We start from the raw sequence: 26,004 nt of genomic DNA on the forward strand, positions 1-26,004 counted from the left end.
GCAAGCGCGACCATCGCCAGTCCGCGGTGCGGCGCAGCATGTCGAGCCGTCATTCAGTACGGCACCGAGTGAGCCCACCATGGGCTGCTCGGGGCGAGACCATCACAAGTCCGGGAGAAGTGACCCGGACCCATAGCGAAGCCCTCGAGTGGCCGCGTCGACTAGGACGACGCGCCCGGGGGCTTGAGGAGAATTCGTGGTAGAAGATGCCCCAACTTCAGACTCAACAAGCGAGCCGAGCGAGCGTGAGGACCTTCCTGACCGCTTGAGGGTGCATTCGCTCGCGCGGACCCTGGGAACCACCAGTAGGCGGGTGCTGGACGCGCTGGCCGCCCTCGACGGGCGCATCCGCAGCGCGCACTCCAGCGTCGACCACGTGGACGCGGTCCGGGTGCGGGACCTGCTGGCGGCCCAGCCCGACGCGCCGGAAACCGGCGCCGAGGCGCCGCCCGACGGTGACGAGGAGTCGCCGGCCGAACCCGAATCCCGGTTGATGCTGGAAACGGTGGAGGTCCGGGAGACGCACGAGATAGTCGTAGATCGTCCGCACTACATGCCGTTGTTCGTCGCTCCCCAGCCGCTGCCGGCGCGCGTCGAGACCGAAGACGAGACCGGCGACGACAGTGCGGCCGACGACTCCGATTACGGCGACGACTCCGACGGCCAGGGCGCCGGGGCCGACGACGACGATGACCAGTCGGACCGTCCCGCCAACAAGCGCCGGCGCCGCGGACGGCGGGGCCGGGGTCGCGGACGTGGTGAGCAGAACGGCGCCGAGGGCGACAACCAGCCCGGCGATACCGCGGGGGAAACGGGCGACGATTCCGACGACGCGCAGGATTCCGACGACTCCGACGACAGCGAGAACGGCGACGAGGACAACGGCTCGGGCGATGGCGCAACCCGTCGTCGCCGCCGGCGCAGGCGCCGCAAGACCGGCTCGGGTGACGACAACGACGACAGCCCGTCGCCCGACGACCCGCCCAACACCGTCGTGCACGAGCGTGCGCCGCGCAACGGCGGCAAGTCAGGATCCGACGACTCCGGTCCCGGTGAGATCAAGGGGATCGACGGTTCGACGCGGCTGGAGGCAAAACGTCAGCGCCGCCGGGACGGTCGCGACGCGGGCCGGCGCCGTCCGCCGGTACTGACCGAAGCCGAATTCCTGGCGCGGCGCGAGGCCGTGGAGCGGGTGATGGTGGTTCGCGACCGAGTTCGCACGGAACCGCCGCACCCCGGGGCCCGCTACACCCAGATCGCGGTGCTCGAAGACGGCATCGTGGTCGAACATTTTGTGACTTCTGCGGCCTCTGCGTCTTTGGTCGGCAACATCTACCTCGGCATCGTGCAGAACGTGCTGCCGTCGATGGAGGCCGCGTTCGTCGACATCGGCCGCGGCCGCAACGGCGTCCTCTACGCCGGTGAGGTCAACTGGGAAGCCGCCGGCCTCGGTGGAGCCGACCGCAAGATCGAGCAGGCCCTCAAACCCGGCGACTACGTCGTCGTGCAGGTCAGCAAGGACCCGATCGGGCACAAGGGCGCCCGGCTGACCACGCAGGTGTCACTGGCCGGCCGGTACCTGGTGTACGTGCCCGGCGCGTCGTCGACCGGCATCAGCCGCAAGCTGCCCGACACCGAGCGCCAGCGCCTCAAGGAGATCCTGCGTGAGGTGGTGCCGTCCGACGCGGGCGTGATCATCCGCACCGCATCCGAAGGTGTCAAAGAGGAAGACATCCGCGGCGATGTCACCCGGTTGCAGGAGCGCTGGAACCAGATCGACGCCAAGGCCGCCGAGGTCAAGCAGAAGGCCGCGGGTGCCGCGGTCGCGCTCTATGAGGAGCCCGACGTCCTGGTCAAGGTCATCCGGGACCTGTTCAACGAGGACTTCTCGGGACTGATCGTCTCCGGCGACGAGGCCTGGAAGACCATCAACGAGTACGTCAATTCTGTTGCCCCCGATCTGGTTTCGAAGCTGACCAAGTACGAGCCGGCCGGTGGCGAGGGTCAGCCGGGCCCGGATGTGTTCGCGGTGCACCGCATCGACGAGCAACTGGCGAAGGCGATGGACCGCAAGGTGTGGCTGCCGTCGGGCGGAACGCTGGTGATCGACCGGACCGAAGCCATGACGGTGGTCGACGTCAACACCGGCAAGTTCACCGGGTCGGGCGGCAACCTGGAACAGACGGTCACCAAGAACAACCTCGAGGCGGCCGAGGAGATCGTGCGGCAATTGCGGCTGCGCGACATCGGCGGCATCGTGGTCATCGACTTCATCGACATGGTGCTCGAGTCCAACCGCGACCTGGTACTGCGGCGGCTGACCGAGGCGCTGGCCCGCGACCGCACCCGCCACCAGGTCTCCGAGGTGACCTCGCTGGGACTCGTGCAGCTGACCCGCAAGCGGCTGGGAACAGGCCTGATCGAGGCGTTCTCGACGTCGTGCCCGCATTGCGCCGGACGCGGCATCCTGATGCACGCGGACCCGGTCGACTCGGCGCCGGCGACGGGCCGCAAAACCGAGTCCGGCGGACGGCGCAGCAGGCGGTCGAAGAAGCCCAGAACCGAACAGCCGGCCGAGAACGGCGTCGTGGCCAAGGTGCCGACGCACGCGCCGGGCGAGCACCCGATGTTCAAGGCGATGGCCGCGTCGTCACGCGATGAGGACGAGAACGGCGAGTCCGATCTCGAGTCCGATGAGGAATTGACCGCCGTCGCCGACGAGCAGACTGAAGCGCTGGTGGCGCCCGACGTCGACGAGTTCGAGGACACCGAGGACGAAGACGTCGATGAAGACGTCGATGTTGACGAGGACGAAGACGACGACGCCGACGAACTCGACGATGACGAAGACCTCGACGACGAGGACGAAGACGTCGACGAACTCGACGACGAAGACGAAGACGAGGACGAAGACGAGGACGTCGACGAACTCGACGGTGACGACCTGGACGACGGTGACGACAGCGACGACAGCGATGCCAGCGACGCCAGCGACGCCAGCGACGCCGAGGCCGCCATCGAGGTCCCCCCGGTGGTGATCTCGGAGGTATCAGCCGTTCCGTCGCGCCGCCGCCGCGCGGCCGGCCGGCCGGCCGGTCCCCCTATCCACGCCGACTGACGGACCAGGGGCCGGTTTGACCCTGTAGGTGCTGGTCACGTACCCTTGGACAGTTGTCGTCAGGGCTCTAGGCAATAAATGTGACCGACGACAGCGGGCCGGCACCGAGCCCGCACCCCAGACCACCACCCGCGCCTGGCTAACCCGCGCGCGAGAAGAGGCAGGAGCAACGATGGCGACCTACGCAATCGTCAAGACCGGCGGCAAGCAGTACAAGGTTGCCGTCGGCGACGTGGTCAAGGTCGAGAAGCTGGAGTCGGAGCCGGGCGCGAACGTCTCGCTGCCGGTCGCTCTGGTCGTCGACGGCGCCAACGTCACCACCGATGCTCAGGCGCTGGCCAAAGTCGCCGTCACCGGCGAGGTGCTCGAGCACACCAAGGGCCCGAAGATCCGTATCCACAAGTTCAAGAACAAGACCGGCTACCACAAGCGGCAGGGACACCGTCAGCAGCTGACGGTCCTCAAGGTCACCGGCATCAAGTAGTAGGGGCGAGCAGACATGGCACACAAAAAGGGCGCGTCCAGCTCACGTAACGGTCGCGATTCGGCAGCTCAGCGGCTCGGCGTGAAGCGGTTCGGCGGTCAGGTGGTCAAGGCCGGCGAGATCCTGGTCCGTCAGCGCGGCACCAAGTTCCACCCCGGCGTCGACGTCGGTCGCGGTGGCGACGACACGCTGTTCGCCAAGGCGGCCGGTGCGGTCCAATTCGGCGTCAAGGGCGGCCGCAAGACCGTCAACATCGTTCCAGCCGGCCAAACCGCCGACTGAGTGCCGGCGGATGTGCCTGGCGGCATGTCCGTGGCCGATTGAGGGGAAGCCCGATGCCTCGATTCGTCGATCGGGTGGTCATTCACACACGAGCGGGTTCCGGCGGCAACGGCTGCGCATCGGTCCACCGCGAGAAGTTCAAGCCGCTCGGCGGTCCGGACGGCGGTAACGGTGGCCGCGGCGGCAGCGTCGTCTTCGTCGTCGACCCACAGGTGCACACCCTGCTCGACTTCCATTTCCGCCCGCATGTCACCGCGCCGTCCGGCAAGCAGGGGATGGGTAACAACCGGGACGGCGCCGCCGGCGCAGACCTGGAAGTCAAGGTCCCCGACGGCACCGTGGTGCTCGATGAGAACGGACGCATGCTGGCCGACCTGATCGGCGCCGGCACCCGGTTCGAGGCTGCCGCCGGCGGCCGCGGGGGTCTGGGGAACGCCGCCCTGGCTTCCCGCGCCCGCAAGGCCCCCGGGTTCGCGCTGCTCGGGGAGCCGGGACAGGAACGCGACCTCACCCTCGAACTCAAGACGGTCGCCGACGTGGGCCTGGTCGGGTTTCCGTCGGCCGGAAAGTCGTCGCTGGTGTCGGTGATCTCGGCGGCCAAGCCCAAGATCGCCGACTACCCGTTCACCACGCTGGTGCCCAACCTCGGCGTGGTGTCGGCCGGTGAGCACTCCTTCACCGTCGCCGACGTCCCCGGACTGATCCCCGGCGCCTCCGAGGGCCGCGGTCTGGGCCTGGACTTCCTGCGCCACATCGAGCGCTGCGCGGTGCTGGTCCACGTCGTGGACTGCGCCACGGCCGAACCGGGGCGCGACCCGATCTCCGACATCGACGCGCTGGAAGCCGAACTCGCGGCCTACACTCCCACCTTGCAGGGCGACGCCGTGTTGGGTGACCTGGCCGAGCGGCCCCGGGCGGTGGTACTGAACAAGATTGACGTGCCCGAGGCCCGCGAGCTCGCCGAGTTCGTCCGCGACGAGATCGCCGAGCGTGGCTGGCCGGTGTTCCTGGTGTCGACAGCGACCCGGGAAGGGTTGCAGCCGTTGATCTTCGGGCTGTGGCAGATGGTCTCGGAATACAACGCCGCTCGGCCCGCTGTGGTGCCGCGTCGTCAGGTGATCCGTCCGGTCCCGGTGGACGAGAGTGGTTTCTCGGTCGAACCCGACGGCGAGGGCGGATTCGTGGTGACCGGTACCCGGCCGGAACGCTGGGTGGGACAGACGAACTTCGACAATGACGAGGCCGTCGGTTATCTCGCCGACCGGTTGGCCCGGCTGGGCGTGGAGGACGAGCTGCTGCGGCAGGGCGCCCGTCCCGGCTGCGCGGTGACCATCGGTGAAATGACCTTCGATTGGGAGCCGCAAACCCCTGCGGGAGGCCAGGTTCCGTTGACCGGCCGGGGTACCGACGTGCGTCTGGAACGCTCCGACCGGGTGGGTGCCGCCGAACGCAAGGCCGCCCGGCGGCAACGCCGCGAGCGCGACAGCTGATGACGCATCGGGAGAGCATCCGGACCGCGCGCAGCATCGTTGTCAAGGTGGGTACCACCGCCCTCACCACGGAGTCGGGCAAGTTCGATGCCGGCCGGCTGGCCGAGCTCGCCGATGCGATCGAGGCGCGGATGCAGGCGGGTTCCGACGTCGTCATCGTGTCCTCGGGTGCCATTGCCGCCGGACTGGAGCCGCTCGGATTGGCGCGTAAGCCGAAGGATCTGGCGACCAAGCAGGCCGCGGCCAGTGTCGGGCAGGTTGCCCTGGTGAACTCCTGGAGCACCGCTTTCGCCCGGTACGGCCGCACCGTGGGCCAGGTGCTGTTGACCGCGCACGACATCGCGATGCGGGTGCAGCACAACAACGCTCAGCGCACTCTGGACCGGCTGCGCGCGTTGCGCGCGGTGGCGATCGTGAACGAGAACGACACGGTGGCCACCAACGAGATCCGCTTCGGCGACAACGACCGGCTGTCGGCGTTGGTGGCGCACCTGATAGGTGCCGACGCGTTGGTGCTGCTGTCGGACATCGATGGCCTTTATGACGCCGATCCACGAAAGTTCAAGGGCGCCAGATTCATTCCGGAGGTGTCCGGACCGGCGGACCTGGACGGCGTGGTCGCGGGCCAGAGTAGCCATCTCGGCACCGGCGGCATGGCCTCGAAAATGTCGTCGGCGCTACTGGCCGCCGACGCCGGGGTACCGGTGTTGCTGGCGCCGGCGTCCGACGCCGCGACCGTGCTCACCGACGCCTCGGTGGGCACGGTGTTCGCGCCGCGCGCCGAACGGATGTCCGCGCGCCGGTTCTGGGTGCGCTACGCCGCCGAATCCACCGGCTCGCTGACACTGGATGCGGGCGCCGTGCGGGCGGTCATCGGGCAGCGGCGCTCCCTGCTGCCCGCGGGCATCGTCGCGGTGTCGGGGAAATTCTTCGGCGGCGACGTCGTCGAACTGTGCGGACCGGACGCCACCGTGGTGGCGCGCGGTGTCGTCGCGTATGACGCGGCCGAGCTTGCGACGGTCATGGGCCGCTCCACCTCGGACCTGCCCGGCGAGATGCGCCGGCCCGCGGTGCACGCCGACGATCTGGTGGCCGTGTAACTCACTGGGCGGTCTTGAGATACAGTGCGGCCCAGATTATTTCGACCAACGTGTCGATGAGTGGGGCATCGTCGTCCGGCGGTTGCGCCGGCAGAGTCAATTGGCAGGCCCGTTCCACCATCAGCGTCAGCGCGCTGGCGGTGGCGGCTGCCGTGATGCCGGGGCGGATCGAGCCGTCGGCCTGGCCGCCGTCGATGACGCGGTGCACGCGCTGCGATATCGCGGTCAGCAGGTCGCGGTAGGTCTGGGCGGTCGACGGGTCGTAACCGGCCATTTCGCTGAGCGCGGTGAGCACCGGCTGGTGGCGGCGATAGCTGGCGACGATGCCGGTGATCGCCGCCCTGAGGTCCCCGGGGTCGCGCCGGTCGGCCACCGACCACCACCGATCACCGGCGGCGGCCAGGTCGTCGAACACCGCGGCCGCCAGGCGGCGCAGTAGGTGGCCCTTGTCCTCGAAGTAGATGTAGAAGCTGGCCCGCGAGATGCCGGCCTCACCGGCCAGGCGATCGACGCTGAGTTCGGTGAAGCTGGCGCCGTCGCGCATCAGCCGTTCAGTGGCGTCCAGCAGCCGGCTCTCCATGTGTTCGCGCCGCTGCCGGCGGTCCTGGCGCGCAGCTGGCTTGCGGGTGACCGACGGCATTCGTAGAGCATAACGGTGACGAGGACATATTGACTAGACAATGTGTCTAGCCATAGGGTCACGTCCATGACAGCGACGTGCGCGAACGACCGTACCTACGACGCGATCGACCTGTCCTCGCCACAGTTCTGGGCGACCACCGCGCGGGAACGGGAACGCTCGTTCGCGGTGCTGCGCGCGGAGCGTCCGGTGAGCTGGCATTCCCCGGTCAAAGACACGTTGATGGACGACCCCGACGACCCCGGTTACTGGGCGGTCACCCGGCGTGCCGACATCGTCGCGGTCAGTCGCAACAACGACGTCTTCCGGTCCGGCAAGGGGGTGATGTTCGCCAGCATCCCCGAGGAACTGCTCGAAGCGTCGCAGTCCTTCCTGGCGATGGACCCGCCGCGGCACACCAAGCTGCGCAAGCTGGTCAGCGCGGCGTTCACGCCCAGGCAGGTACGCCGTATCGAGCAATCCATCCAGGCCAACGCCAAGACCATCGTCGAGGAGCTGCGGGAAGCCGGCAGTGGTGCCGATTTCGTCGAATATTGCGCCAAGGAACTGCCGATCCGGACGCTGTCGGACATGGTCGGTATTCCGGAGTCCGAGCGCCAGCAGGTGGCGCACGCGGCTGATGCGCTGGTTTCCTGGGCGGACCCGGAGTATCTCGCCGGCCGCGAACCGCTGCAGGTGGTGTTCGAGAACCAGATGTACCTGCACCAGGTCGCCGGCCAGCTGGCCGCCGAGCGCCGCGAGAACCCGGGCGAAGATCTGTTCAGCGCCCTGGTGAACGCCGAGGTCGACGGCGATCGGCTCTCCGATGCCGACGTAGCCGCGTTCTTTGTGCTGCTGGCCGTGGCGGGCAATGACACCACGCGGCAGACCGCCAGCCACGCCCTGCGGGCGCTGACCGACTTTCCGGGCGAAAGAGCTTGGCTGCAAGCGGCTTTCGAGGACCGGATCGGCACCGCCGTCGAGGAATTCGTTCGCTGGGCCACTCCGGTGATGACCTTTCGCCGCACCGCCGCAACGGATTTCGAGCTGGGCGGCCAGCGGATCCAGGCGGGGGACAAGGTAGTGATGTTCTACGCGTCCGGCAACCGGGACGAAGAGGCGTTCGACGAGCCCGGCCGTTTCGACTTGAGCCGCAGCCCCAATCCGCACCTGGGGTTCGGCGGCGGAGGCGTACACTTCTGCCTCGGCGCGCACGTCGCCCGGGCGCAGTTGCGCGCCATCTTCGATGAACTGCTCAGCCAACTCCCCGACATCGCGGCGGGCGAACCGGTTTACGTGCCGGGCAATTTCATCCACGCGATCCGCAGCATGCCCTGCACTTTCTGACAGCCCGGGCCGACAGGACTACAGTCGCGCACGCTCGTGGCGCACTGTGCCCGGCGGTCGCTCCGGAAAGCCGCTTCTAGAAAACGTTGAGGATCTCACGAGGATCCGCACAGGCGCCTCCGAAAAGCTTTTCGCAACAGCGAAGGAAGCCGGAATCGGAGAGAACCATGTGGGCTTTGACAACATCTCACGGCATGCGCGTCGACGGTATCGAGCGGGAGCAGGACGCCCGGCAGGCCGTCTACATGCTCGGTCATCCCCGGATGATCGGCCCGTACTCGTGGCAGGTGGTCGACAACCGGGGACGCCAGTTCGTCGCCGAGGTCAGAAGGGCGCGCTGACCACCAGCTCGCCGGCCAGCAGCGTCAGTATCTCGGAACAACCACCGTCGACCGTCACGCCGGCCAGGTCGTCACCCCGGGTGCGGCCGCGATTGACGATGGCCACCGGGATGTTGTTGGCCGCGGCGTGGCGCACGAACCGGTAACCGGAGAACACCGTCAGCGACGACCCGGCCACCAGCAGCGCCTGTGCCTGATCGACCAGTGAATAAGCCTGCTCGACAATGTCTTTGGGAACGCTCTCGCCGAAGTAGACGATGTCGGGCTTGAGCATGCCGCCACAGCGCGGGCAGTCGACGTAGCGGAAAGAGGCGGTATCGGCGACGACGGCATCCGCGTCCGGGGCCACCGCCAGTCCGCCGACAGCTTCGGAACGCTCGATGAAGCCGGGGTTGAGCGCTTCGAGCTGTTCTGCCAGCGTGGCGCGACTCATGCGGTGGCCACAACTCAGGCAGGCCACCCGGGCGTAGGTGCCGTGCAGATTGATGACGTTGTTACTGCCGGCCTTGGTGTGCAGCAGGTCGACATTCTGGGTGATGACCCCGTTGACCACTCCGGCGCGTTCCAGGGCGGCCAGCGCCCGGTGTCCGGCATTGGGTTGCGTGTTGTCCATGTGCCGCCAGCCCAGGTGGTTGCGCGCCCAGTACCGCTGCCGGAATACCGGATCCGACGTGAACTGCCGGATCGTCATCGGGTTGCTCGGCGGGGAGTCAGGTCCGCGGTAATCGGGTATGCCCGAGTCCGTGGAGAGGCCCGCGCCCGTCAGCACTGCGATCCGGCGGCCGGACAGCAGTGCGATGAGTTCCGGAGATTCCACTCCATCGAGCCTAAGCACTAGTTGGCACCCCGTCACCCGACCCTGGCGTCGGAAATGCGACAGTAACGCGAGAATGGAGGGCGATGAGCTTCTACTCCGCATACCGACACGGGTTCGTGCGCGTTGCTGCGTGCACGCACCACACCTCGATCGCCGACCCGGCGGCCAATGCCGCGTCGGTTCTCGGGTTGGCGCGCGAGTGCCACGACGACGGCGTGGCGCTGGCTGTTTTCCCGGAACTCACACTGTGCGGATATTCCATCGAGGACATCCTGCTGCAGGATGCCTTGCTCGACGCCGTGGAAGAGGCGCTGCATGAGGTCGTGACGGCGTCTGCCGACCTGCTTCCGGTGCTGGTTGTCGGCGCGCCGCTGCGGCACCTGCACCGCATCTACAACACCGCGGTCGTCATCCACCGCGGCGTGGTGCTCGGGGTGGTGCCCAAGTCCTATCTGCCGACCTATCGGGAGTTCTACGAGTACCGCCAAATCGCACCGGGAGACGGTGAGCGGGGCAGTATCCGGATCGCTGGTGAGGACGTTCCGTTCGGTCCGGACCTGTTGTTCACCGCGGTGGACCTGCCCGACTTCGTGCTACACGTCGAGATCTGCGAGGACATGTTCGTGCCGGTGCCGCCCAGCGCCGAGGCGGCCCTGGCGGGGGCCACCGTGCTGGCAAACCTTTCCGGCAGCCCGATCACCATCGGCAGGGCAGAAGACCGCTGCCTGCTTGCCCGCTCGGCGTCGGCTCGATGCCTGGCCGCTTACGTGTATGCGGCGGCGGGCGCGGGTGAGTCGACGACCGACCTGGCGTGGGACGGTCAGACCATGATCTATGAGAACGGCACCGAGCTGGCGTCGTCGGAACGTTTCCCGATGGGCGAGCGCCGTTCGGTCGCCGACGTCGATACCGGGCGGCTGCGTTCCGAGCGGCTCCGGATGGGCACGTTCGACGACAATCGGCGCCACCATCGAGCGGTCACGGACACGTTCCGCCGCATCGAATTCCGTGTCGACCCGCCCGACGGTGACATCGGTCTGCTGCGCGACGTCGAACGCTTCCCATTCGTGCCGTCCAATCGCGAACGGCTGGAACAGGATTGCTACGAGGCCTACAACATTCAGGTCGCCGGGCTGGAGCAGCGGCTGCGGGCGCTGGATTATCCGAAGGTGGTCATCGGTGTCTCCGGGGGGCTGGATTCGACGCACGCGCTGATCGTCGCGGCCAAGGCGATGGACCGGGAGGGCCGGCCGCGCAGCGACATCCTGGGTTTCACCCTGCCGGGTTTCGCCACCGGGGACCACACCAAGAGCAACGCCGTCAAGTTGGGTGAGGCACTGGGCATCACCTTCGAGGAAATCGATATCACCGAGACCGCCAAGCGCATGTTCGAGGAGATCGGCCATCCCTTCGCGCGTGGCGAGAAGGTCTACGACGTGACCTTCGAAAATGTGCAGGCCGGCCTGCGCACGGATTACCTGTTCCGGTTGGCCAACCAGCGGGGCGGCATCGTGCTGGGCACCGGAGACCTCTCCGAGCTCGCGCTGGGCTGGTCGACATACGGTGTCGGCGACCAGATGTCGCATTACAACGTCAACGGCGGCGTGCCCAAGACGCTCATTCAGCACCTGATTCGGTGGGTCATCTCCTCGGGCCAGTTCGAAAAGGACGTCACCGATGTGCTGCAGTCGGTGGTGGACACCGAGATCACCCCTGAGCTGGTCCCGGCCGGAGAGGAAGAGGAACTGCAGAGCAGTGAGGCCAAGGTCGGTCCCTATGCACTGCAGGACTTTTCGCTGTACCAGGTGTTGCGGCACGGCTTCCAGCCGTCCAAGATCGCGTTCCTCGCGTGGCATGCATGGAGTGACCCTGACCGCGGTGAGTGGCCGCCCGGCTTCCCCGAAAGCAACCGTCCGAAGTATTCGCTGTCGGAGATCCGGCACTGGCTGCAGGTTTTCGTACAGCGGTTCTACTCGTTCAGCCAGTTCAAGCGCTCGGCATTGCCCAACGGGCCCAAGGTTTCTCACGGTGGCTCGCTTTCGCCGCGCGGAGACTGGCGGGCGCCCTCGGACATGTCCGCGCGGATATGGCTCGATGAGATCGAGCGTGAGGTGCCCGAAGGCTGAGTGCCGTGCGGCGTCAAGCGGGTTCGTCATCATCCTCGCTTGGGTCGGGTCTGAAGAGTTTTTCCGGGTGGTGGAAGGTATTTGTTCGCGGTTGGCCGTGATCGAGATGAGCCGGCGGTAGCCATTCGGTGTCGCTTTTGGCGTTTTTGCGGGTGGTCCAGCCTTTTTCGGCCAGGCGGTTATCCGGACCGCAGGCGAGGGTGAGGTCGTGGATGTCGGTGACGTGGGTGTTGGTCCAGCCGCTGGCATGGTGCACCTGGGTGTGGTAGCCGGGGACGTCGCAGCCGGGGCGGGTGCAGCCGCCGTCTTTGGCCAGCAGCATCAGTCGCTGGGCCAGGTTGGCGAAGCGCTTGGCGTGGAACAGGGCCAGGGGTTTGGCGCCGTCGAAGACCGCAAGGTAGTGGTGGGCGGTGGCGGCCCAGTTGATCAGGGTGGGCAGCGGGATGCGGGTGCCGCCGCCGGTGCGGGCGCGTCCCGCCCCGGCTTCGAGGTCTTTGAGGGTGGTGGTGACGATGATGCTGACGGGTAGGCCGTTGTGGGTGCCCAGCTCGCCGGTGGCGAACAGTTCCCGGATCGCGGTGACCATGGCGTCGTGGTTGCGTTGGGGTTGGCTGCGGGTGTCGGTGTGCCCGTCCGGGACGCCGGCGCCGGGGGCGGCGAGTTTGGCCCAGGCGGCTTCGAGCAGTGCCCGTAGTTCGGGGGTGATCAATCCGCTGATGCGCGACATGCCGTCGTATTCCTGGGGGCCGAGGGTCAGGCCGCGTTTGCGGGCGCGTTCTTCTTCGGTGTAGTCGCCGTCGGGGTGCAGCAGGGCCATCAGTTCGTGGGCGTATTTGGCGACCTGGTCGGGGCGAAAGTCACGGGCCTTGCCGGCCAGGTCTTTTTCGGCGGCCTCCCAGGTGTCGACATCCACCGTGCTGGGCAGGTGGGCGATGAAGTCGCGAATTACTTTGATGTGCGCGTCACCGATCAGACCATCGCGTTGGGCGGCCGCGGTCGCGCCCAACAGTGGCCCTAATGGTTCGCCTGTCAACGCCCGTCGTTCGCCGAGGTCTTCGGCTTCGGCGATGCGGCGGTTGGCGTCGGCTTTGGTGATCCGCAGTCGGTCGGCCAAGGCTGCGGGGAGTTTGCCGCCGAGTTCGTCCTCGGTGGCCTGGGTTTTGAGGTGGTTGATCAACGCGTGCTGGGGTGTGCGCATCCGCCGGTGCACCTTTTCCAGGCGCTCCATCCCGCGCAGGAACTCCGGGGTGGTGAACGCGTCGAACGTCAAGTCACACAGGCGATCAACGGCGGTGTCGAGTGCGTTGAAGACCTCGATGATCTCCTCGCGCGTACTCGGTGCCATGCCCCAATTCTATGGAGGGCCACTGACAAGTCCGGATCGCCGCGAGAGCCGAAAGGTGTTGATATCAAAGGCGATATCACTTTCCACGGCCTGGTGTCGCCCGCCTCGAGTTACTGATGTGACAGACGAGCAACAGCGGCGTCGATCGCAGCGGCGGCCGGTGCGCAATCACCCGCGCCGCGCATCAGCGTCGCCAGCGCACCGGCCGCACACGCCCGCCGCAACGCCTTGCGCCGTCTATCGGCAGATCCCGCACCACCCGGCCAACTCGCTGCCAGCACACCCGCGAATACGTCGCCTGCGCCGGTGGTGTCGACCGCAGCGACGGCCGGGGCAGGTATCTCGAACTCGCCGTCGACACCCAGGTAGCGGGCACCGCGTGCACCCAGCGTGACCACGAAATGCTGACTGCGCCAGGGCCAAAGACGAGCCTCGTGCTCGTTCGCGATCACCACGTCGGCAACGCCGGCCAGTTCGGCCACCGCTTCTTCGTCCTGCCCGGCAGGCGACGCATTCACCATCACGACGGCACCGGCCGACCGCGCATGGCGCGCAGCCGTCAATGCCGTCGACACCGGAATCTCCAACTGTGTCAACAACACATCGCAGTCGGCGATCGAAGTCGGCGACACCGAGAGCGCTGAGTTCGCACCCGGAGCCACCACGATGGTGTTCTCGCCACCGGCGTCGACCACGATGATCGCCGTCCCGCTGGGCCCGTGCCAACGGACGACGGTGTCCACCCCGACGCCCGCCGAGCGCAGGTGTTCCATCAACCGATCACCGGCCGGATCGTCACCGACGGCACCGACGAATCGCACGCGCGCACCGGCGCGCGCCGCCGCCACCGCCTGATTGCCCCCTTTGCCGCCCGGCGCGTAGGCCAGCGCAGACGCCAGCACCGTCTCGCCCGGACGCGGCAGATCGGCGACGTCGAGCGTCAGATCCCAGTTGATGCTGCCCACCACACAGACCCGCTCGGACATGCCACTGAGCCTAGATTCTGCTCGAAACTTGGGCACGGTAGCCGCCCCACCCCGGCTACCGTCCCGTCATGGAAATCGTGACCCCACTGCTGAGCTGGGGTATCCCGGCGCTGGTGCTGGTCTTCATCGGCGTCAGCCTGTATCGGATCAGGAAGCCCCGGTTCACCGGCCAGGCGCTCACAGGAGTCGCGCGGATTCTCTCGGTGCGGTCGACTGGCACCCTGATCAACGACCGATATGTCTGCAAGATCAGCCTCAGCGTCGAGATCCCGGGCCGCGAATCGTACGAGGCGGCTGTCCGACAGGCGATCCATCCGATCCAGATGGCTTCCGTGCAGCCCGGTTCCGTGGTTCCCGTCCAGGTCGACTCCGCTGACCCGAGCAAGGTGCGGATCGAGCCCCGCAAAGCGGTACGCAGGACGACGGTCGGGCAACCGAGTGCAGCGGACCTGGCCGCGGCATACAACGAGCACAAGCAGCGCCACGGCGGCGCGTCGGGGCAATGGGCGTCCGCAGCGCAACTACTCGCGTCGGGTCAGCGCGTCCAAGGCGTGCTCAGGTCTCTGGCCCCGACCGGAAACACGTTGCGCAGCTTGGGCAGAGAGGCCACGGCGATGCCTGAGTTGCTCGATGCCCCGCAGTACGTCGTGGAGATGGAGCTTCGGTTCCCGAACTTGGCGCCAGTCATCGGCCGTAGCGTTCAATCGATTCCCGAAGATCATGTGCCCTACCTAGCGGTCGGGCTCGAACTCCCTTGTGCGGTCGACTCTTCGGATCCTGCGCACCGGTTCGTGGTGGACTGGGAGCACTCCAACCACTGAAAGTCGGGCGTCACCGAACGGTGAATTCTCGGACACGTGCCGGCGTCACTTTCCGCCAAAACGCCGATATCCACCGTCGGTAGAGCTAGTCTGCAGCGTGATCGGGGACCCGAGACAGACCGTTGGCAGAAGGGAAGCCGATTGACGTCGGGTGAGCCAACAGAATCGGACGCGGAGGCGCAGAGCGCTCCGGGGAAGAAGCGCGTCCGCCGCGTGTTGCCCCGGATCCGCTTCAAAATCAGCATCCAGTCCAAGATCCTGGTCGCGCTGCTGTTGTCGAGCATCCTGTCAATCGCTGTCATCGGGTATATCGGTGCCATCTCCGGGCGCAATGCCTTGCGCGAAGTCGAGTCCGAGCGGCTGATCGAGTTGCGCGAGTCCCAGAAGCGGCAGATCGAGGCGTTGTTCCGCGAGGTGACGAACTCACTGATCGTCTACAGCGGCGGCTTCAGCATCGACCAGGCCGTGCTCGCGCTGACCGCCGGATTCAATCAGCTGAACAACGCCACCATCAGCGGCCCACAGCAGCAGGCGCTGGCCAACTATTACCAAGATCAGATGATCAAACCCATCCAACGGGTGACGGGCGAAGAGCTCGATCTCAACGCTCTGCTGCCGAAAACCAACGCCGAGAAGTACCTTCAGGCCAATTACACCGCCGCGACGAAGCCCAATACCGACCCGCCGGTGGATCCCGGTGACGGCAGCGCCTGGACGGCCGCCAATGTTCGCTTCGATTTCTACATGCGCAGCATCGTCAGCCGGTTCAACTACCGGGACGCCCTGCTGTTCGACATGGACGGCAATGTCGTCTACACCGTGGACAAGGGGCCTGACCTTGGCACCAACATCCTGACCGGGCCTTACCGCGAATCGAATCTGCGCGAAGCGTACCTGAAAGCGTTGCGCTCCAACGATGTTGAGTTCGTCTGGATCACCGACTTCGAGCCTTATCAGCCCCAGCTCGATGTGCCGACCGCATGGGTGGTGTCGCCGATCGGCCTGGACGGCAGATTCGATGGCGTGATGGCACTGCCGGTCCCGATCGCCAAGATCAACTACATCATGACCGCCAACAAGCAGTGGAAGGCCGCCGGCATGGGGGCGGCGACCGAGACCTACCTCGCCGGTCCCGATGGTCTGATGCGTTCCGATTCAAGGCTTTTTCTGGAGGATCCGAAGGAATACCGGCGTGAGGTTGTCGCGGCCGGCACCGCCCCCGATGTGGCGGACCGCGCCATTCGACTGGGCGGTACGACGTTGGTGCAGCCGGTGCACAGCGCCGGTCTGAAGGCGGCGCAGCGTGGTGAGACCGGGGTGACGATCGGCACCGACTACACCGGCAACAAAGAACTGGAGGCCTACGCGCCGCTGAACATCCGGAATTCCGATCTGCAGTGGTCGATTCTGGCGACCCGGGACGACTCAGATGCCTTCGCGCGAATCGGGCGGTTCACAAAGGCGCTTGCGGTCGCCGTCGCAGCGATGGTCTTCGCTATCTCCGTGGCCGCCATGGTCATCGCCCAGGCGGCGGTGCGACCGCTGCGCCGCCTCGAGAAAGGCGCGCAGAAGATCAGTTCCGGGGATTACGAGGTCAACATCCCGATCACGTCGCGCGATGAAATCGGCGATCTTACAGGTGCTTTCAACGAGATGAGCCGAAACCTGGCGATCAAGGAAGAGCTGCTCAACGAGCAGCGACGAGAAAACGACCGACTCCTGCTGGCGTTGATGCCGGAGCCCGTGGCGCAGCGGTACCGCGAGGGCGAGGCCACCATCTCGCAGCAGCACCAAGACGTCGCGATCATCTACGCCGACATCGTCGGACTCGACGAGATCTCGAGCGAAGTCGCGGGCGACGAACTGGTCGGCATCGTCGACGACCTGTTCCGCCAGTTCGATTCGGCAGCCGAAGCCCTTGGCGTGGAACGGATTCGCACGTTCCACAACGGTTACCTGGCCAGCTGCGGGGTCGTCACACCACGCCTGGACAGCATTCACCGCAGCGTGGAGTTCGCTCTGGAGATGCGCCGCATCATCGAGCGCTTCAACAACCAGAGCCGGCATGTGCTGCGGCTGCGGGTAGGCATCAACACCGGAAATGTGATCAGTGGACTGGTGGGCAAGTCCGGACTCGTCTTCGACATGTGGGGTGCCGCCGTCAGCCTCGCGTACCAGATGCAGAGTGGCTCACCGCAACCCGGCATCTACGTGGCATCCCAGGTGTACGAGGCGATGCGCGACACGCGCCAGTTCACGCCCGCCGGCACGATATCCGTGGGCGGGGCCGAGCAGGCCATTTACCGGTTGGCGGAGCGGTAGTGAACTTCTTCAACTCGGATTGGTTCTACTGGGCGATCGGTGTGGCGATCGGATTTCCGGTCTGCTTGATCCTGCTGACCGAGTTGCACCACATCCTCACCCGCCGGGGTAATCGGCTGGCCCGCCAGGTCGGGGTGATCCGCAACTGGCTGTTACCGCTCGGGGCACTGTTACTGATCCTGGTGAAGGCCTCGCAGATCCCGGCGGGCGAGATCCCGGTCCGCATTCTCACCACGTTGTTCGGCTTCCTGGTGCTGGTGCTGCTGCTGTCGGGGCTGAACGCGACGGTGTTCGAAGGCGCGCCCGAAGACAGTTGGCGCAAGCGACTTCCCACCATCTTCCTGGATGTCGGCCGGTTCGCCCTGATCGGGCTCGGACTCGCGGTGATCCTGTCCGTGATCTGGGGCGTGCGGGTCGGCGGGGTGTTCACCGCCTTGGGCATCACGTCGGTGGTGATCGGCCTGATGTTGCAGAATTCCGTCGGCCAGATCGTGTCCGGACTGTTCATGCTCTTCGAGCAGCCGTTCCGCATCAATGACTGGTTGGACACGCAGACCGCCCGGGGACGCGTCATCGAGGTGAACTGGCGGGCCGTGCACATCCAGACCGGCGGCGGCCTGCGGATCATGCCGAACTCGATGCTGGCGACCACCGCGTTCACCAATCTCAGCCGCCCGGCCGGCCCGCACAAGTGCTCGATCAACACCACATTCGCGACGTCGGACCCGCCGGACAAGGTCTGTGAGATGTTGACCCTGGTGGCCGGCGCACTACCGCTGATCATGCCCGAGACCACACCGACCTCGGTCGCGCTGGGCGCCGGGGAGTACCGCACCACGGTCCGGGTCCACTCTCCGGCGGACGAGGGCGCGACCCAGTCCACGTTCTTGCGCTGGATCTGGTACGCCGCGCGTCGCTGGGAACTGCATCTGGACGGCGAGGACGACGACTTCTCGACACCGGAGCGCGTGATGAAAGCGCTGCGCACCGTCGTCGCGTCCGAACTGCGGCTGACGCTCGCCGACCAGCAATTTCTGGCCCCGTACGCCCGAATCCTGCGGTACGGCACCGACGAGATCGTGCAATACCCGGGCACGGTGCCGACCGCGATGGCGTTCATCGTGGCCGGCAGCGTGCAGTTGACGGTGACCGACGCGGACGGCGCCGTGCTGCCGTTCGCCACCCTCACCGAGGGCTCGTTCATCGGGATCACCGCGCTGACCAGGCAGCCGAACCTGGCCGGCGCCTATGCGCTCGAGGAAGTGACCGCGCTGGAAATCGAGCGCGAGCATCTGGAGAAGATCGTGATGGACAAGCCGATGCTGCTGCAGGATCTGGGCCGGCTGATCGACGAGCGGCAGAACAAGGCGAGAGTGACCCGCCGGGAACGTGCCAAAGCAGCGACCGCGGTCGCGCCCGGTCTGCGAAAGCCCGATATCCTGGGGTAATGAGTCTGCAAGCACCGGCGCTGCCTGATCTGCGCCAAGAGGTGCACGATGCCGCCCGCCGCGCCCGGGTAGCCGCCCGCATCCTGGCGTCGACTCCGACGGTGGACAAAGACCGTGCGCTGCACGCCGCCGCCGACGCACTGCTGGCACATGCCGACCAGATCCTGGCCGCCAACGCCGAGGACCTGGACACGGCGCGGGCCGCGGGTACCCCGGCCGCGATGCTGGACCGGCTGGCGCTCAACCCACAGCGCGTCGACGGCATCGCCGCTGGTCTGCGCCAGGTCGCGGGATTGGCCGACCCGGTGGGTGAGGTGTTGCGCGGTTCCACCCTGCCCAACGGGCTGCAGTTGCGACAGCAGCGGGTTCCGCTCGGCGTGGTCGGAATGATCTACGAAGGCCGTCCCAATGTCACCGTCGACGCGTTCGGACTGACACTCAAGTCGGGCAACGCGGCGCTGCTGCGCGGCAGTTCGTCCGCGGCGAGATCCAACGAGGCGTTGGTCGCGGTGCTGCGTGGCGCCCTGGTCGGCGAGGATCTGCCCGCCGACGCCGTCCAGCTGCTCTCGTCGGCCGACCGCGCCACCGTCACCCACCTGATCCAGGCTCGCGGCCTGGTCGATGTGGCGATCCCGCGCGGGGGAGCCGGCCTGATCGAAGCCGTGGTGCGCGATGCGCAAATACCCACCATCGAGACCGGTGTCGGCAACTGCCACGTCTACGTTCACGAAGCCGCCGACCTCGACGTCGCCGAGCGCATTGTGCTGAACTCCAAGACCCGCCGCCCCAGCGTCTGCAACGCCGCCGAGACGCTGTTGGTCGACGCCGCGATCGCGGGGGAGGCGATGCCGCGGTTGCTGAACGCCCTGGAGGCTGCGGGTGTGACCGTGCACCTGGACCCCGGTGACGAAGACCTGCGCCGCGAGTACCTCGCGATGGACATCGCGGTCGCGGTGGTCGACGGGGTGGATGCCGCGATCGCCCATGTCAACGAGTACGGCACTGGCCACACCGAGGCGATCGTGACCACCAATCTGGCTGCGGCGCAACGCTTTACCACGCAGGTGGACGCGGCAGCGGTGATGGTCAACGCGTCCACCGCGTTCACCGACGGCGAGCAGTTCGGCTTCGGCGCCGAGATCGGCATCTCCACCCAGAAACTCCACGCCCGCGGTCCGATGGGGCTGCCGGAACTGACCTCAACCAAGTGGATCGTGTGGGGTGACGGACACACCCGTCCGGCCTGATTTCCTCAATCAAAAGGAGCCCTATGAGCGTGCCCGCACGGCCCGTGCCGCTGTTCGCCGACATCGCCGACGTTTCGCGCCGGCTCGCTGAAACGGGTTACCTGCCCGACACCGCCACCGCGACCGCTGTCTTCCTCGCCGACCGGCTGGGCAAGCCGCTGCTGGTGGAGGGCCCAGCTGGTGTCGGCAAGACCGAACTCGCCCGCGCCGTCGCTCAGGCGACCGGGTCCGGCCTGGTCCGGTTGCAGTGCTACGAGGGCGTCGACGAGGCCCGGGCCCTGTACGAGTGGAATCACGCCAAGCAGATCCTGCGTATCCAGGCCGGCTCTGGTGACTGGCAGTCGACCAAGGATGACGTGTTCAGCGAGGAATTCCTGCTGCAGCGTCCGTTGCTGACCGCCATCCGGCGTACCGACCCGACCGTGCTGCTGATCGACGAGACCGACAAGGCCGACATCGAGATCGAGGGCTTGCTGCTGGAGGTGCTCTCCGACTTCGCGGTGACCGTACCGGAACTGGGCACCATCACCGCCACCCGGACACCGCTTGTGGTGCTGACCTCCAACGCCACCCGCGAACTGTCCGAAGCCCTCAAACGTCGCTGCCTGTTCCTGCACATCGACTTCCCGACCCCCGAACTGGAACGGCGCATCCTGCTCTCGCGGGTGCCCGAACTGCCCGAACACCTGGCCGAGGAGTTGGTGCGCATCATCGGTGTGCTGCGCGGCATGCAGCTCAAGAAGGTGCCGTCGATTGCCGAGACCATCGACTGGGGACGGACGTTGCTGGCGCTGGGCATGGACACCATCGACGACGCCGTGGTCGCGGCCACGCTGGGCGTGGTGCTCAAACACCAGTCCGATCAGCAACGCGCGACCGGCGAGTTAAGGCTCAACTGATGGCCTCCCGGCGCATCCGCCCGTCCCGGCCGCTCGCGCCGCACGGGTTGCCCGGGCATTTGGTCGGGTTCGTGGAAGCGCTTCGGGCAAGCGGGATTTCGGTGGGTCCGTCGGAGACGGTGGATGCCGGCCGGGTGATGGCGACGCTGGGCTTGGAGGACCGCATGGTGCTGCGCGAGGGCCTGGCCTGTGCGGTGCTGCGCCGGCCGGATCACCGCGACACCTACGACGCCATGTTCGACCTGTGGTTCCCCGCGGCGTTGGGGGCCCGGGCCGTCGTCGCCGACGGAGACGCCGCCGGGGATCCCGAAGGTTTGCCGCCCGACGACGTCGAGGCGATGCGGCAGATGCTGCTGGACCTGCTGGCCGACAACCCGGACCTGGCCGACATGGACGAGCGGCTGGTTCGGATGATCGCCCGGATCGTAGAGGCCTACGGCAAATACAACTCCTCTCGTGGCCCGTCGTTCTCGTCATACCAGGCGCTCAAGGCGATGGCGCTGGACGAACTCGAAGGCAAGCTGCTGGCGGGGCTGCTCGCCCCGTATGGCGACGAGCCCACGCCCAGTCAGGAACAGATCGCCAAAGCGATTGCGGCGCAAAAGATTTCGCAGCTACGGAAGATGGTCGACGCGGAGACCAAGCGCCGCACCGCCGAGCAGCTCGGCCGCGAACACGTGCAGATGTACGGAATCCCACAGCTTTCCGAAAATGTCGAGTTTCTGCGCGCCTCCGGTGAGCAGCTGCGGCAGATGCGCCGGGTGGTGGCGCCGTTGGCCCGCACGCTGGCCACCCGGCTCGCGGCCCGCCGCCGCCGGTCGCGGGCCGGGACCATCGACCTGCGCAAGACCCTGCGCAAGTCGATGTCCACCGGTGGCGTACCGATCGACGTCGTGTTGAAGAAGCCGCGTCCGGCACGCCCGGAACTGGTGGTGCTCTGCGACGTGTCGGGGTCCGTCGCCGGCTTCAGTCACTTCACTCTGTTGCTGGTTCACGCTCTGCGCCAACAGTTTTCCCGTGTTCGCGTTTTCGCGTTCATCGACACCACCGACGAGGTGACGCACATGTTCGGGCCGGAGGCCGACCTCGCGGTGGCGATTCAGCGGATCACCCGGGAGGCCGGCGTGTACGCGCGCGACGGGCATTCCGACTACGGAAACGCGTTCGTCTCGTTCGTGCAGGCGAACCCGAACGTGTTGTCACCGCGCAGTTCCCTGCTGGTGCTCGGGGATGGGCGCACCAACTACCGCAACCCGGCGGTCGACGTGCTCGCCGACATGGTGAACGCCGCCCGCCATGCGCACTGGCTCAACCCGGAGCCCAGACACCTGTGGGGGAGCGGTGATTCGGCGGTGCCGCGGTACGAGGAAGTCATCACGATGCACGAGTGCCGGTCGGCCAAACAGCTGGCCTCGGTGATCGACGCCCTGTTGCCGGTGTAGCGTTTACCGGCCGAGCAGACGCAAAAGCCCCTGATTCGTGCCGAATTCAGGGGCTTTTGCGTCTGCTCGGCGAGCGGGGCGAGCGGGGCGAGCGGGGCGAGCTCTCAGTGGGTCTTGCGGAATACCAGCCAGCGCATCTCGATCGGGCTCTTGTCCCGTTCGACGGGGAACACGTCGAGGCCACTGACCCAGTCGGCGTACCAACTGGTGGGCGGCCAGGCGCCGGTCGGCAGGTTCGCCTGCTCGTATTCGTACACCGAGTCGTCGGCGACCAGCTCGAGGGGCAGCCCCTCCGAGGCGGTCGACAGCTCCTGCCGGGAAAACATGCCCGTGTACGCTTGCTGGCCGAATTCGCGTGCTGCGTCGTCGATTTCGTAGCCGTAACGCGGGAGGAAGGTGTTGAACACCAACTGGCCGCCGGGTGCCAGGCACGCCGCGGCGAGTTCGAAAAGCCTGCGCAGCTGCTGCGTCGACCGGAAGTCGGGCACCACCTCCGACAACAGGATCAACTGGTAGTCCTGGCGCAGATCGTCGGTCGTCTCGAAGACGTTGCGAACGATCACCCGCACGTCGAGACCTTCGGCCCGGGCCTGCGACCGGATGATCTCGGCGAATTTCGGCGTCAACTCCACCACGTCGACGGGGTGTCCGCGCCGGCCCAGGGGAAGCGCGTTGCGCCCCGTCCCGGCGCCGATGTCGAGCACCGGATGTGCACGGGCATCGGCTGCTTCGTTGGCCAGCGCCCACACCCGGGCGTCGGGTTCGGTGCCGAACAGCGGTGGTTCGCGGGTACTGATCCAGTTCTCGTAGGCTTCGGCGACCGTGAACCACCGGGCGTTGACCTGGTAGTGCAGGGTCGGACCGACCGGTGCGTTATAGCTGACCACGATGTTGGAGCGCTGCGAGATCGAGTAAGCCTCGGCCAGCTGATTCTGCAGCACGGTCCGCAGGTGGGCGAGTTCCTCGTCGTTGAACTGCCTGCCCACCCCGGCGAAGATGCGGCTGCACATCTCCACGTACTCGTCGAGCAGGCTCGGCACCGCCGGCAGCGAAATCTCGCCGCTGACCACCGACCGGCTGTAGAACCGCCGGGTCATGGCGTCTTTCCACTCTTGTTGCTGATCTACGGCCGCCGGCAGCGAATTTTCCACAGCACTCCTTCTACACCATCGTCCGCGCTGGTGTAAGGCATTGAGGCCAGGGCATCGGATCTTTTGAAGAATTTGCCGGGCGCCGCCGCCGGGCTCTGCGCGGTCCGCGCCAGGTAATGCCTGATCGCAGGCTCCAGTAAGCTGGCAAACCATGCAAAAGCAGCTGCGCAGGCTGGGGGTGATGGGTGGGACATTCGATCCCATCCATTACGGCCACCTGGTTGCTGCCAGTGAGGTCGCAAACAAGTTCTCACTCGACGAAGTCGTTTTCGTCCCCAGTGGACAACCCTGGCAGAAGGACCGCCAGGTGTCCGCCGCCGAGGACCGGTACCTGATGACCGTGATCGCCACCGCGTCCAACCCGCGTTTCTCGGTCAGCCGCGTCGACATCGACCGCGGCGGCCCCACCTATACCAAGGACACGCTGCGGGATCTGCGGGACCTCAACGCGGACTCCGAGCTCTACTTCATCACCGGCGCCGACGCGCTGGCGTCCATCCTCACCTGGCAAGGCTGGGACAAGATGTTCGACCTGGCGCGTTTCATTGGTGTCAGCAGGCCCGGCTACGAGCTGCGCCACGACCACATCACCGACGTTCTGGGTGAGCTGCCCCGCGAGGCGTTGACGCTCGTAGAGGTCCCCGCGCTGGCGATCTCCTCGACCGACTGCCGGCAACGCGCCCTGGAACGCAGACCGCTGTGGTACCTGATGCCCGACGGCGTCGTGCAATACGTCTCCAAACGACGCCTTTACCGCACCCCCGAGAGGAGCGAGAACCCGGCCGCCCCCAGCGTGGCCGCCGGGAACAGCACATGAGCGCAAATCAAGAAGCGATCGACATGGCCACGGTGGCCGCCGCCGCCGCGGCAACGAAACTGGCCGACGACGTGCTCGTCATCGACGTGTCCGGCCAACTCGTCATCACCGACTGCTTCGTCATCGCCTCGGCGTCCAACGAACGGCAGGTCAACGCCATCGTCGACGAGGTCGAGGAGAAGATGCGCCGGGCCGGCTACAAGCCTGCCCGACGTGAAGGTGCCCGCGAGGGCCGCTGGACCCTGCTGGATTACCGCGACATCGTCGTGCACATCCAGCACCAGGACGACCGCAATTTCTACGCCCTCGACCGGTTGTGGGGCGACTGCCCGCTGGTGCCCGTCGACCTCGGAGACCACCGCGACGGGGCGTCGGAATGAGGGCGCGCCGCCTGGTGATGCTGCGGCACGGACAGACCGACTACAACCTCGGCAGCCGGATGCAGGGCCAGCTCGACACGGACCTGAGTGAACTGGGCCGCGCCCAGGCGGTCGCTGCCGCCGAGGTGCTGGGCAAGGTGCAGCCGTTGCTGATCGTGTCCTCGGACCTACGTCGTGCCTTCGACACGGCGACCAAGCTGGGTGAACAGACCGGCCTGGCTGTCCAGGTGGACCCGCGGCTGCGCGAGACCCATCTGGGCGACTGGCAGGGCATGACCCACACCCAGATCGACGCCGAGGTCCCCGGTGCCCGGTTGGCCTGGCGCGAGAACGCCGGATGGGCCCCGCACGGCGGGGAAAGTCGCGTCGACGTGGCCGCCCGGAGCGTGCCGCTGGTGGCGGAACTGGTTGCCGCCACACCCGAGTGGGGCGGCGCGGGCGCGCCCGAGCGGCCGATCGTGCTGGTGGCCCACGGCGGTCTGATCGCCGCGCTGTCGGCTGCGCTGTTGCAGATCCCGGTCGCCAACTGGCCGATCCTGGGTGGTATGGGCAACTGCAGTTGGGTGCAGCTGAGCGGTCATTCAAATGACGACGCCGGCTGCCCCTCCCCATTTGAAGACATCCGGTGGCGACTGGACGTGTGGAACGCTTCGGCGCAGGTGTCCAATGACGTTCTCTGATTCCGGGCCCCGACCCACCCTGCTGATCTTTGCCGACTCACTGTCCTACTACGGCCCGACCGGCGGTCTGCCTGCCGACGACCCGCGAATCTGGCCCAATATCGTTGCCGCGCAGCTCGGTTGGGATGTGGAGTTGATCGGCCGCATCGGCTGGACCTGTCGGGACGTGTGGTGGGCGGCCACGCAGGACCCGCGCGCCTGGGCGGCCCTGCCCAAAGCCGGCGCGGTGATCTTCGCCACCAGTGGCATGGATTCACTGCCGTCGGTGTGGCCCACCGCCGTGCGTGAGCTCATCCGCTACGTCCGCCCCCCGTGGTTGCGGCGCTGGGTGCGCCAGGGCTATGGCTGGCTGCAGCCCCGGCTCTCACCGGTGGCCAGGTCGGCGCTGCCGCCGCAACTCACCGCCTACTACCTCGAAAAAACGCGCGGCGCAATCGATTTCAATCGCCCTGGAATCCCGATTGTGGCGTCATTGCCGTCGGTGCACACTGCCGAGACCTACGGCAGGGCGCACCACGGGCGCGAAGGCACCGTCGCCGCGATCACGCAGTGGGCCGACGCGCAGCAGATTCCGCTGGTCGATCTCAAAGAGGCTGTCGCCGAAGAGATCATGAGTGGGCGGGGCAATCCGGACGGGATCCACTGGAACTTCGAGGCGCATCAGCGCGTCGCCGAGTTGATGCTCAAGGCGCTCGCCGAGGTCTTCCAGACCGGCACAGTTTCGCCCGAGAAATCGCGCTGA

At 66.8% G+C, this 26,004-nt stretch carries 23 protein-coding genes; 18 read left to right on the forward strand and 5 right to left on the reverse strand.

Annotated features, from left to right (window positions below; translation table 11 throughout):
• Window positions 1–196: 196 nt before the first annotated feature.
• The 5 genes from ACNQS7_RS29730 (at window position 197) to proB (ending at window position 6,474) form a co-directional block, all read left to right on the forward strand.
• Window positions 197–3,118 carry an Rne/Rng family ribonuclease gene (locus ACNQS7_RS29730; RefSeq protein ID WP_418015358.1) on the forward strand — a complete coding sequence of 974 codons (2,922 nt, stop codon included), beginning with the start codon at window positions 197–199 and terminating at the stop codon, window positions 3,116–3,118.
• A 172-nt stretch (window positions 3,119–3,290) separates the two neighbouring features.
• Window positions 3,291–3,602 (forward strand): 50S ribosomal protein L21, encoded by a 312-nt coding sequence (rplU, locus tag ACNQS7_RS29735; RefSeq protein ID WP_055577886.1) that lies wholly within the window; start codon window positions 3,291–3,293, stop codon window positions 3,600–3,602.
• Between the two features lie 15 nt (window positions 3,603–3,617).
• A complete protein-coding gene (rpmA, locus tag ACNQS7_RS29740; protein ID WP_055577887.1) occupies window positions 3,618–3,884 on the forward strand; it encodes a 50S ribosomal protein L27 in 267 nt (88 codons plus the stop codon).
• Between the two features lie 53 nt (window positions 3,885–3,937).
• Window positions 3,938–5,374 (forward strand): GTPase ObgE, encoded by a 1,437-nt coding sequence (gene obgE, locus ACNQS7_RS29745; RefSeq protein WP_418015359.1) that lies wholly within the window; start codon window positions 3,938–3,940, stop codon window positions 5,372–5,374.
• Window positions 5,374–6,474, forward strand: coding sequence for a glutamate 5-kinase (gene proB, locus ACNQS7_RS29750; RefSeq protein ID WP_418015360.1), 1,101 nt, complete (start codon window positions 5,374–5,376; stop codon window positions 6,472–6,474). The genes obgE and proB overlap by 1 nt, the downstream gene beginning before the upstream one ends.
• Window position 6,475: 1 nt before the next feature.
• Here the strand turns inward: proB and ACNQS7_RS29755 are convergent, their stop codons facing one another.
• Window positions 6,476–7,114 (reverse strand): TetR/AcrR family transcriptional regulator, encoded by a 639-nt coding sequence (locus ACNQS7_RS29755; protein WP_418015361.1) that lies wholly within the window; start codon window positions 7,112–7,114, stop codon window positions 6,476–6,478.
• Between the two features lie 66 nt (window positions 7,115–7,180).
• Here ACNQS7_RS29755 and ACNQS7_RS29760 point away from each other — a divergent pair, with 66 nt between their 5' ends.
• Window positions 7,181–8,440: a cytochrome P450 gene (locus ACNQS7_RS29760; protein ID WP_418015362.1), complete on the forward strand. Its 1,260-nt coding sequence runs from the start codon at window positions 7,181–7,183 to the stop codon at window positions 8,438–8,440.
• Window positions 8,441–8,616: 176 nt separating this feature from the next.
• Entirely contained in the window at window positions 8,617–8,781 is a 165-nt protein-coding gene (locus tag ACNQS7_RS29765) for a hypothetical protein (RefSeq protein WP_418015363.1), read from the forward strand.
• On the opposite strand, the gene ACNQS7_RS29770 is transcribed toward ACNQS7_RS29765, so the two are convergent.
• Window positions 8,765–9,598 carry an NAD-dependent protein deacetylase gene (locus tag ACNQS7_RS29770; RefSeq protein ID WP_418015364.1) on the reverse strand — a complete coding sequence of 278 codons (834 nt, stop codon included), beginning with the start codon at window positions 9,596–9,598 and terminating at the stop codon, window positions 8,765–8,767. The two genes, ACNQS7_RS29765 and ACNQS7_RS29770, sit on opposite strands and share 17 nt — an antisense overlap.
• An 83-nt stretch (window positions 9,599–9,681) precedes the next feature.
• Between ACNQS7_RS29770 and ACNQS7_RS29775 the strand changes: the two genes are divergently transcribed.
• On the forward strand, window positions 9,682–11,724 hold the full coding sequence (locus tag ACNQS7_RS29775) for an NAD(+) synthase (protein WP_418015365.1): 2,043 nt from the start codon (window positions 9,682–9,684) through the stop codon (window positions 11,722–11,724).
• A gap of 13 nt (window positions 11,725–11,737) precedes the next feature.
• Here the strand turns inward: ACNQS7_RS29775 and ACNQS7_RS29780 are convergent, their stop codons facing one another.
• Together ACNQS7_RS29780 and ACNQS7_RS29785 are read right to left on the reverse strand one after the other, a co-directional pair.
• On the reverse strand, window positions 11,738–13,069 hold the full coding sequence (locus ACNQS7_RS29780) for an HNH endonuclease signature motif containing protein (protein WP_418015366.1): 1,332 nt from the start codon (window positions 13,067–13,069) through the stop codon (window positions 11,738–11,740).
• A gap of 110 nt (window positions 13,070–13,179) precedes the next feature.
• A complete protein-coding gene (locus ACNQS7_RS29785; protein WP_418015367.1) occupies window positions 13,180–14,055 on the reverse strand; it encodes a ribokinase in 876 nt (291 codons plus the stop codon).
• A gap of 68 nt (window positions 14,056–14,123) precedes the next feature.
• On the opposite strand from ACNQS7_RS29785, the gene ACNQS7_RS29790 reads away from it, so the two are divergent.
• The 6 genes from ACNQS7_RS29790 (at window position 14,124) to ACNQS7_RS29815 (ending at window position 22,234) form a co-directional block, all read left to right on the forward strand.
• Window positions 14,124–14,876, forward strand: a complete 753-nt coding sequence (locus ACNQS7_RS29790; protein ID WP_418015368.1) for a hypothetical protein — start codon at window positions 14,124–14,126, stop codon at window positions 14,874–14,876.
• A gap of 141 nt (window positions 14,877–15,017) precedes the next feature.
• Window positions 15,018–17,198 (forward strand): adenylate/guanylate cyclase domain-containing protein, encoded by a 2,181-nt coding sequence (locus tag ACNQS7_RS29795; protein WP_418015369.1) that lies wholly within the window; start codon window positions 15,018–15,020, stop codon window positions 17,196–17,198.
• Window positions 17,198–18,646: a mechanosensitive ion channel domain-containing protein gene (locus ACNQS7_RS29800; protein ID WP_418015370.1), complete on the forward strand. Its 1,449-nt coding sequence runs from the start codon at window positions 17,198–17,200 to the stop codon at window positions 18,644–18,646. The genes ACNQS7_RS29795 and ACNQS7_RS29800 overlap by 1 nt, the downstream gene beginning before the upstream one ends.
• Window positions 18,646–19,893 carry a glutamate-5-semialdehyde dehydrogenase gene (locus ACNQS7_RS29805; RefSeq protein WP_418015371.1) on the forward strand — a complete coding sequence of 416 codons (1,248 nt, stop codon included), beginning with the start codon at window positions 18,646–18,648 and terminating at the stop codon, window positions 19,891–19,893. The genes ACNQS7_RS29800 and ACNQS7_RS29805 overlap by 1 nt, the downstream gene beginning before the upstream one ends.
• A 23-nt stretch (window positions 19,894–19,916) precedes the next feature.
• Window positions 19,917–20,792, forward strand: a complete 876-nt coding sequence (locus ACNQS7_RS29810; protein ID WP_065163752.1) for an AAA family ATPase — start codon at window positions 19,917–19,919, stop codon at window positions 20,790–20,792.
• Window positions 20,792–22,234, forward strand: a complete 1,443-nt coding sequence (locus ACNQS7_RS29815; protein WP_418015372.1) for a vWA domain-containing protein — start codon at window positions 20,792–20,794, stop codon at window positions 22,232–22,234. Before ACNQS7_RS29810 ends, ACNQS7_RS29815 begins: the two co-directional genes overlap by 1 nt.
• Window positions 22,235–22,338: 104 nt before the next feature.
• On the opposite strand, the gene ACNQS7_RS29820 is transcribed toward ACNQS7_RS29815, so the two are convergent.
• Window positions 22,339–23,331, reverse strand: coding sequence for a class I SAM-dependent methyltransferase (locus ACNQS7_RS29820; RefSeq protein ID WP_418016203.1), 993 nt, complete (start codon window positions 23,329–23,331; stop codon window positions 22,339–22,341).
• 205 nt (window positions 23,332–23,536) lie between these two features.
• On the opposite strand from ACNQS7_RS29820, the gene nadD reads away from it, so the two are divergent.
• The 4 genes from nadD to octT are packed head-to-tail and all read left to right on the forward strand — an operon-like array spanning window position 23,537 to window position 26,004.
• Window positions 23,537–24,202 (forward strand): nicotinate-nucleotide adenylyltransferase, encoded by a 666-nt coding sequence (gene nadD, locus ACNQS7_RS29825; RefSeq protein ID WP_418015373.1) that lies wholly within the window; start codon window positions 23,537–23,539, stop codon window positions 24,200–24,202.
• Window positions 24,199–24,582: a ribosome silencing factor gene (gene rsfS, locus ACNQS7_RS29830; protein WP_418015374.1), complete on the forward strand. Its 384-nt coding sequence runs from the start codon at window positions 24,199–24,201 to the stop codon at window positions 24,580–24,582. The genes nadD and rsfS overlap by 4 nt, the downstream gene beginning before the upstream one ends.
• Window positions 24,579–25,262 carry a glucosyl-3-phosphoglycerate phosphatase gene (gene gpgP, locus ACNQS7_RS29835; protein ID WP_418015375.1) on the forward strand — a complete coding sequence of 228 codons (684 nt, stop codon included), beginning with the start codon at window positions 24,579–24,581 and terminating at the stop codon, window positions 25,260–25,262. The genes rsfS and gpgP overlap by 4 nt, the downstream gene beginning before the upstream one ends.
• The gene (gene octT, locus ACNQS7_RS29840) at window positions 25,249–26,004 is read left to right on the forward strand and encodes a diglucosylglycerate octanoyltransferase (protein ID WP_418015376.1); all 756 of its coding nucleotides are present in this window, start codon (window positions 25,249–25,251) and stop codon (window positions 26,002–26,004) included. Before gpgP ends, octT begins: the two co-directional genes overlap by 14 nt.

The sequence above is a fragment of the Mycobacterium sp. 23 genome (genome assembly GCF_048287075.1).
Classification (GTDB): Bacteria; Actinomycetota; Actinomycetes; order Mycobacteriales; family Mycobacteriaceae; genus Mycobacterium; species Mycobacterium gordonae_B.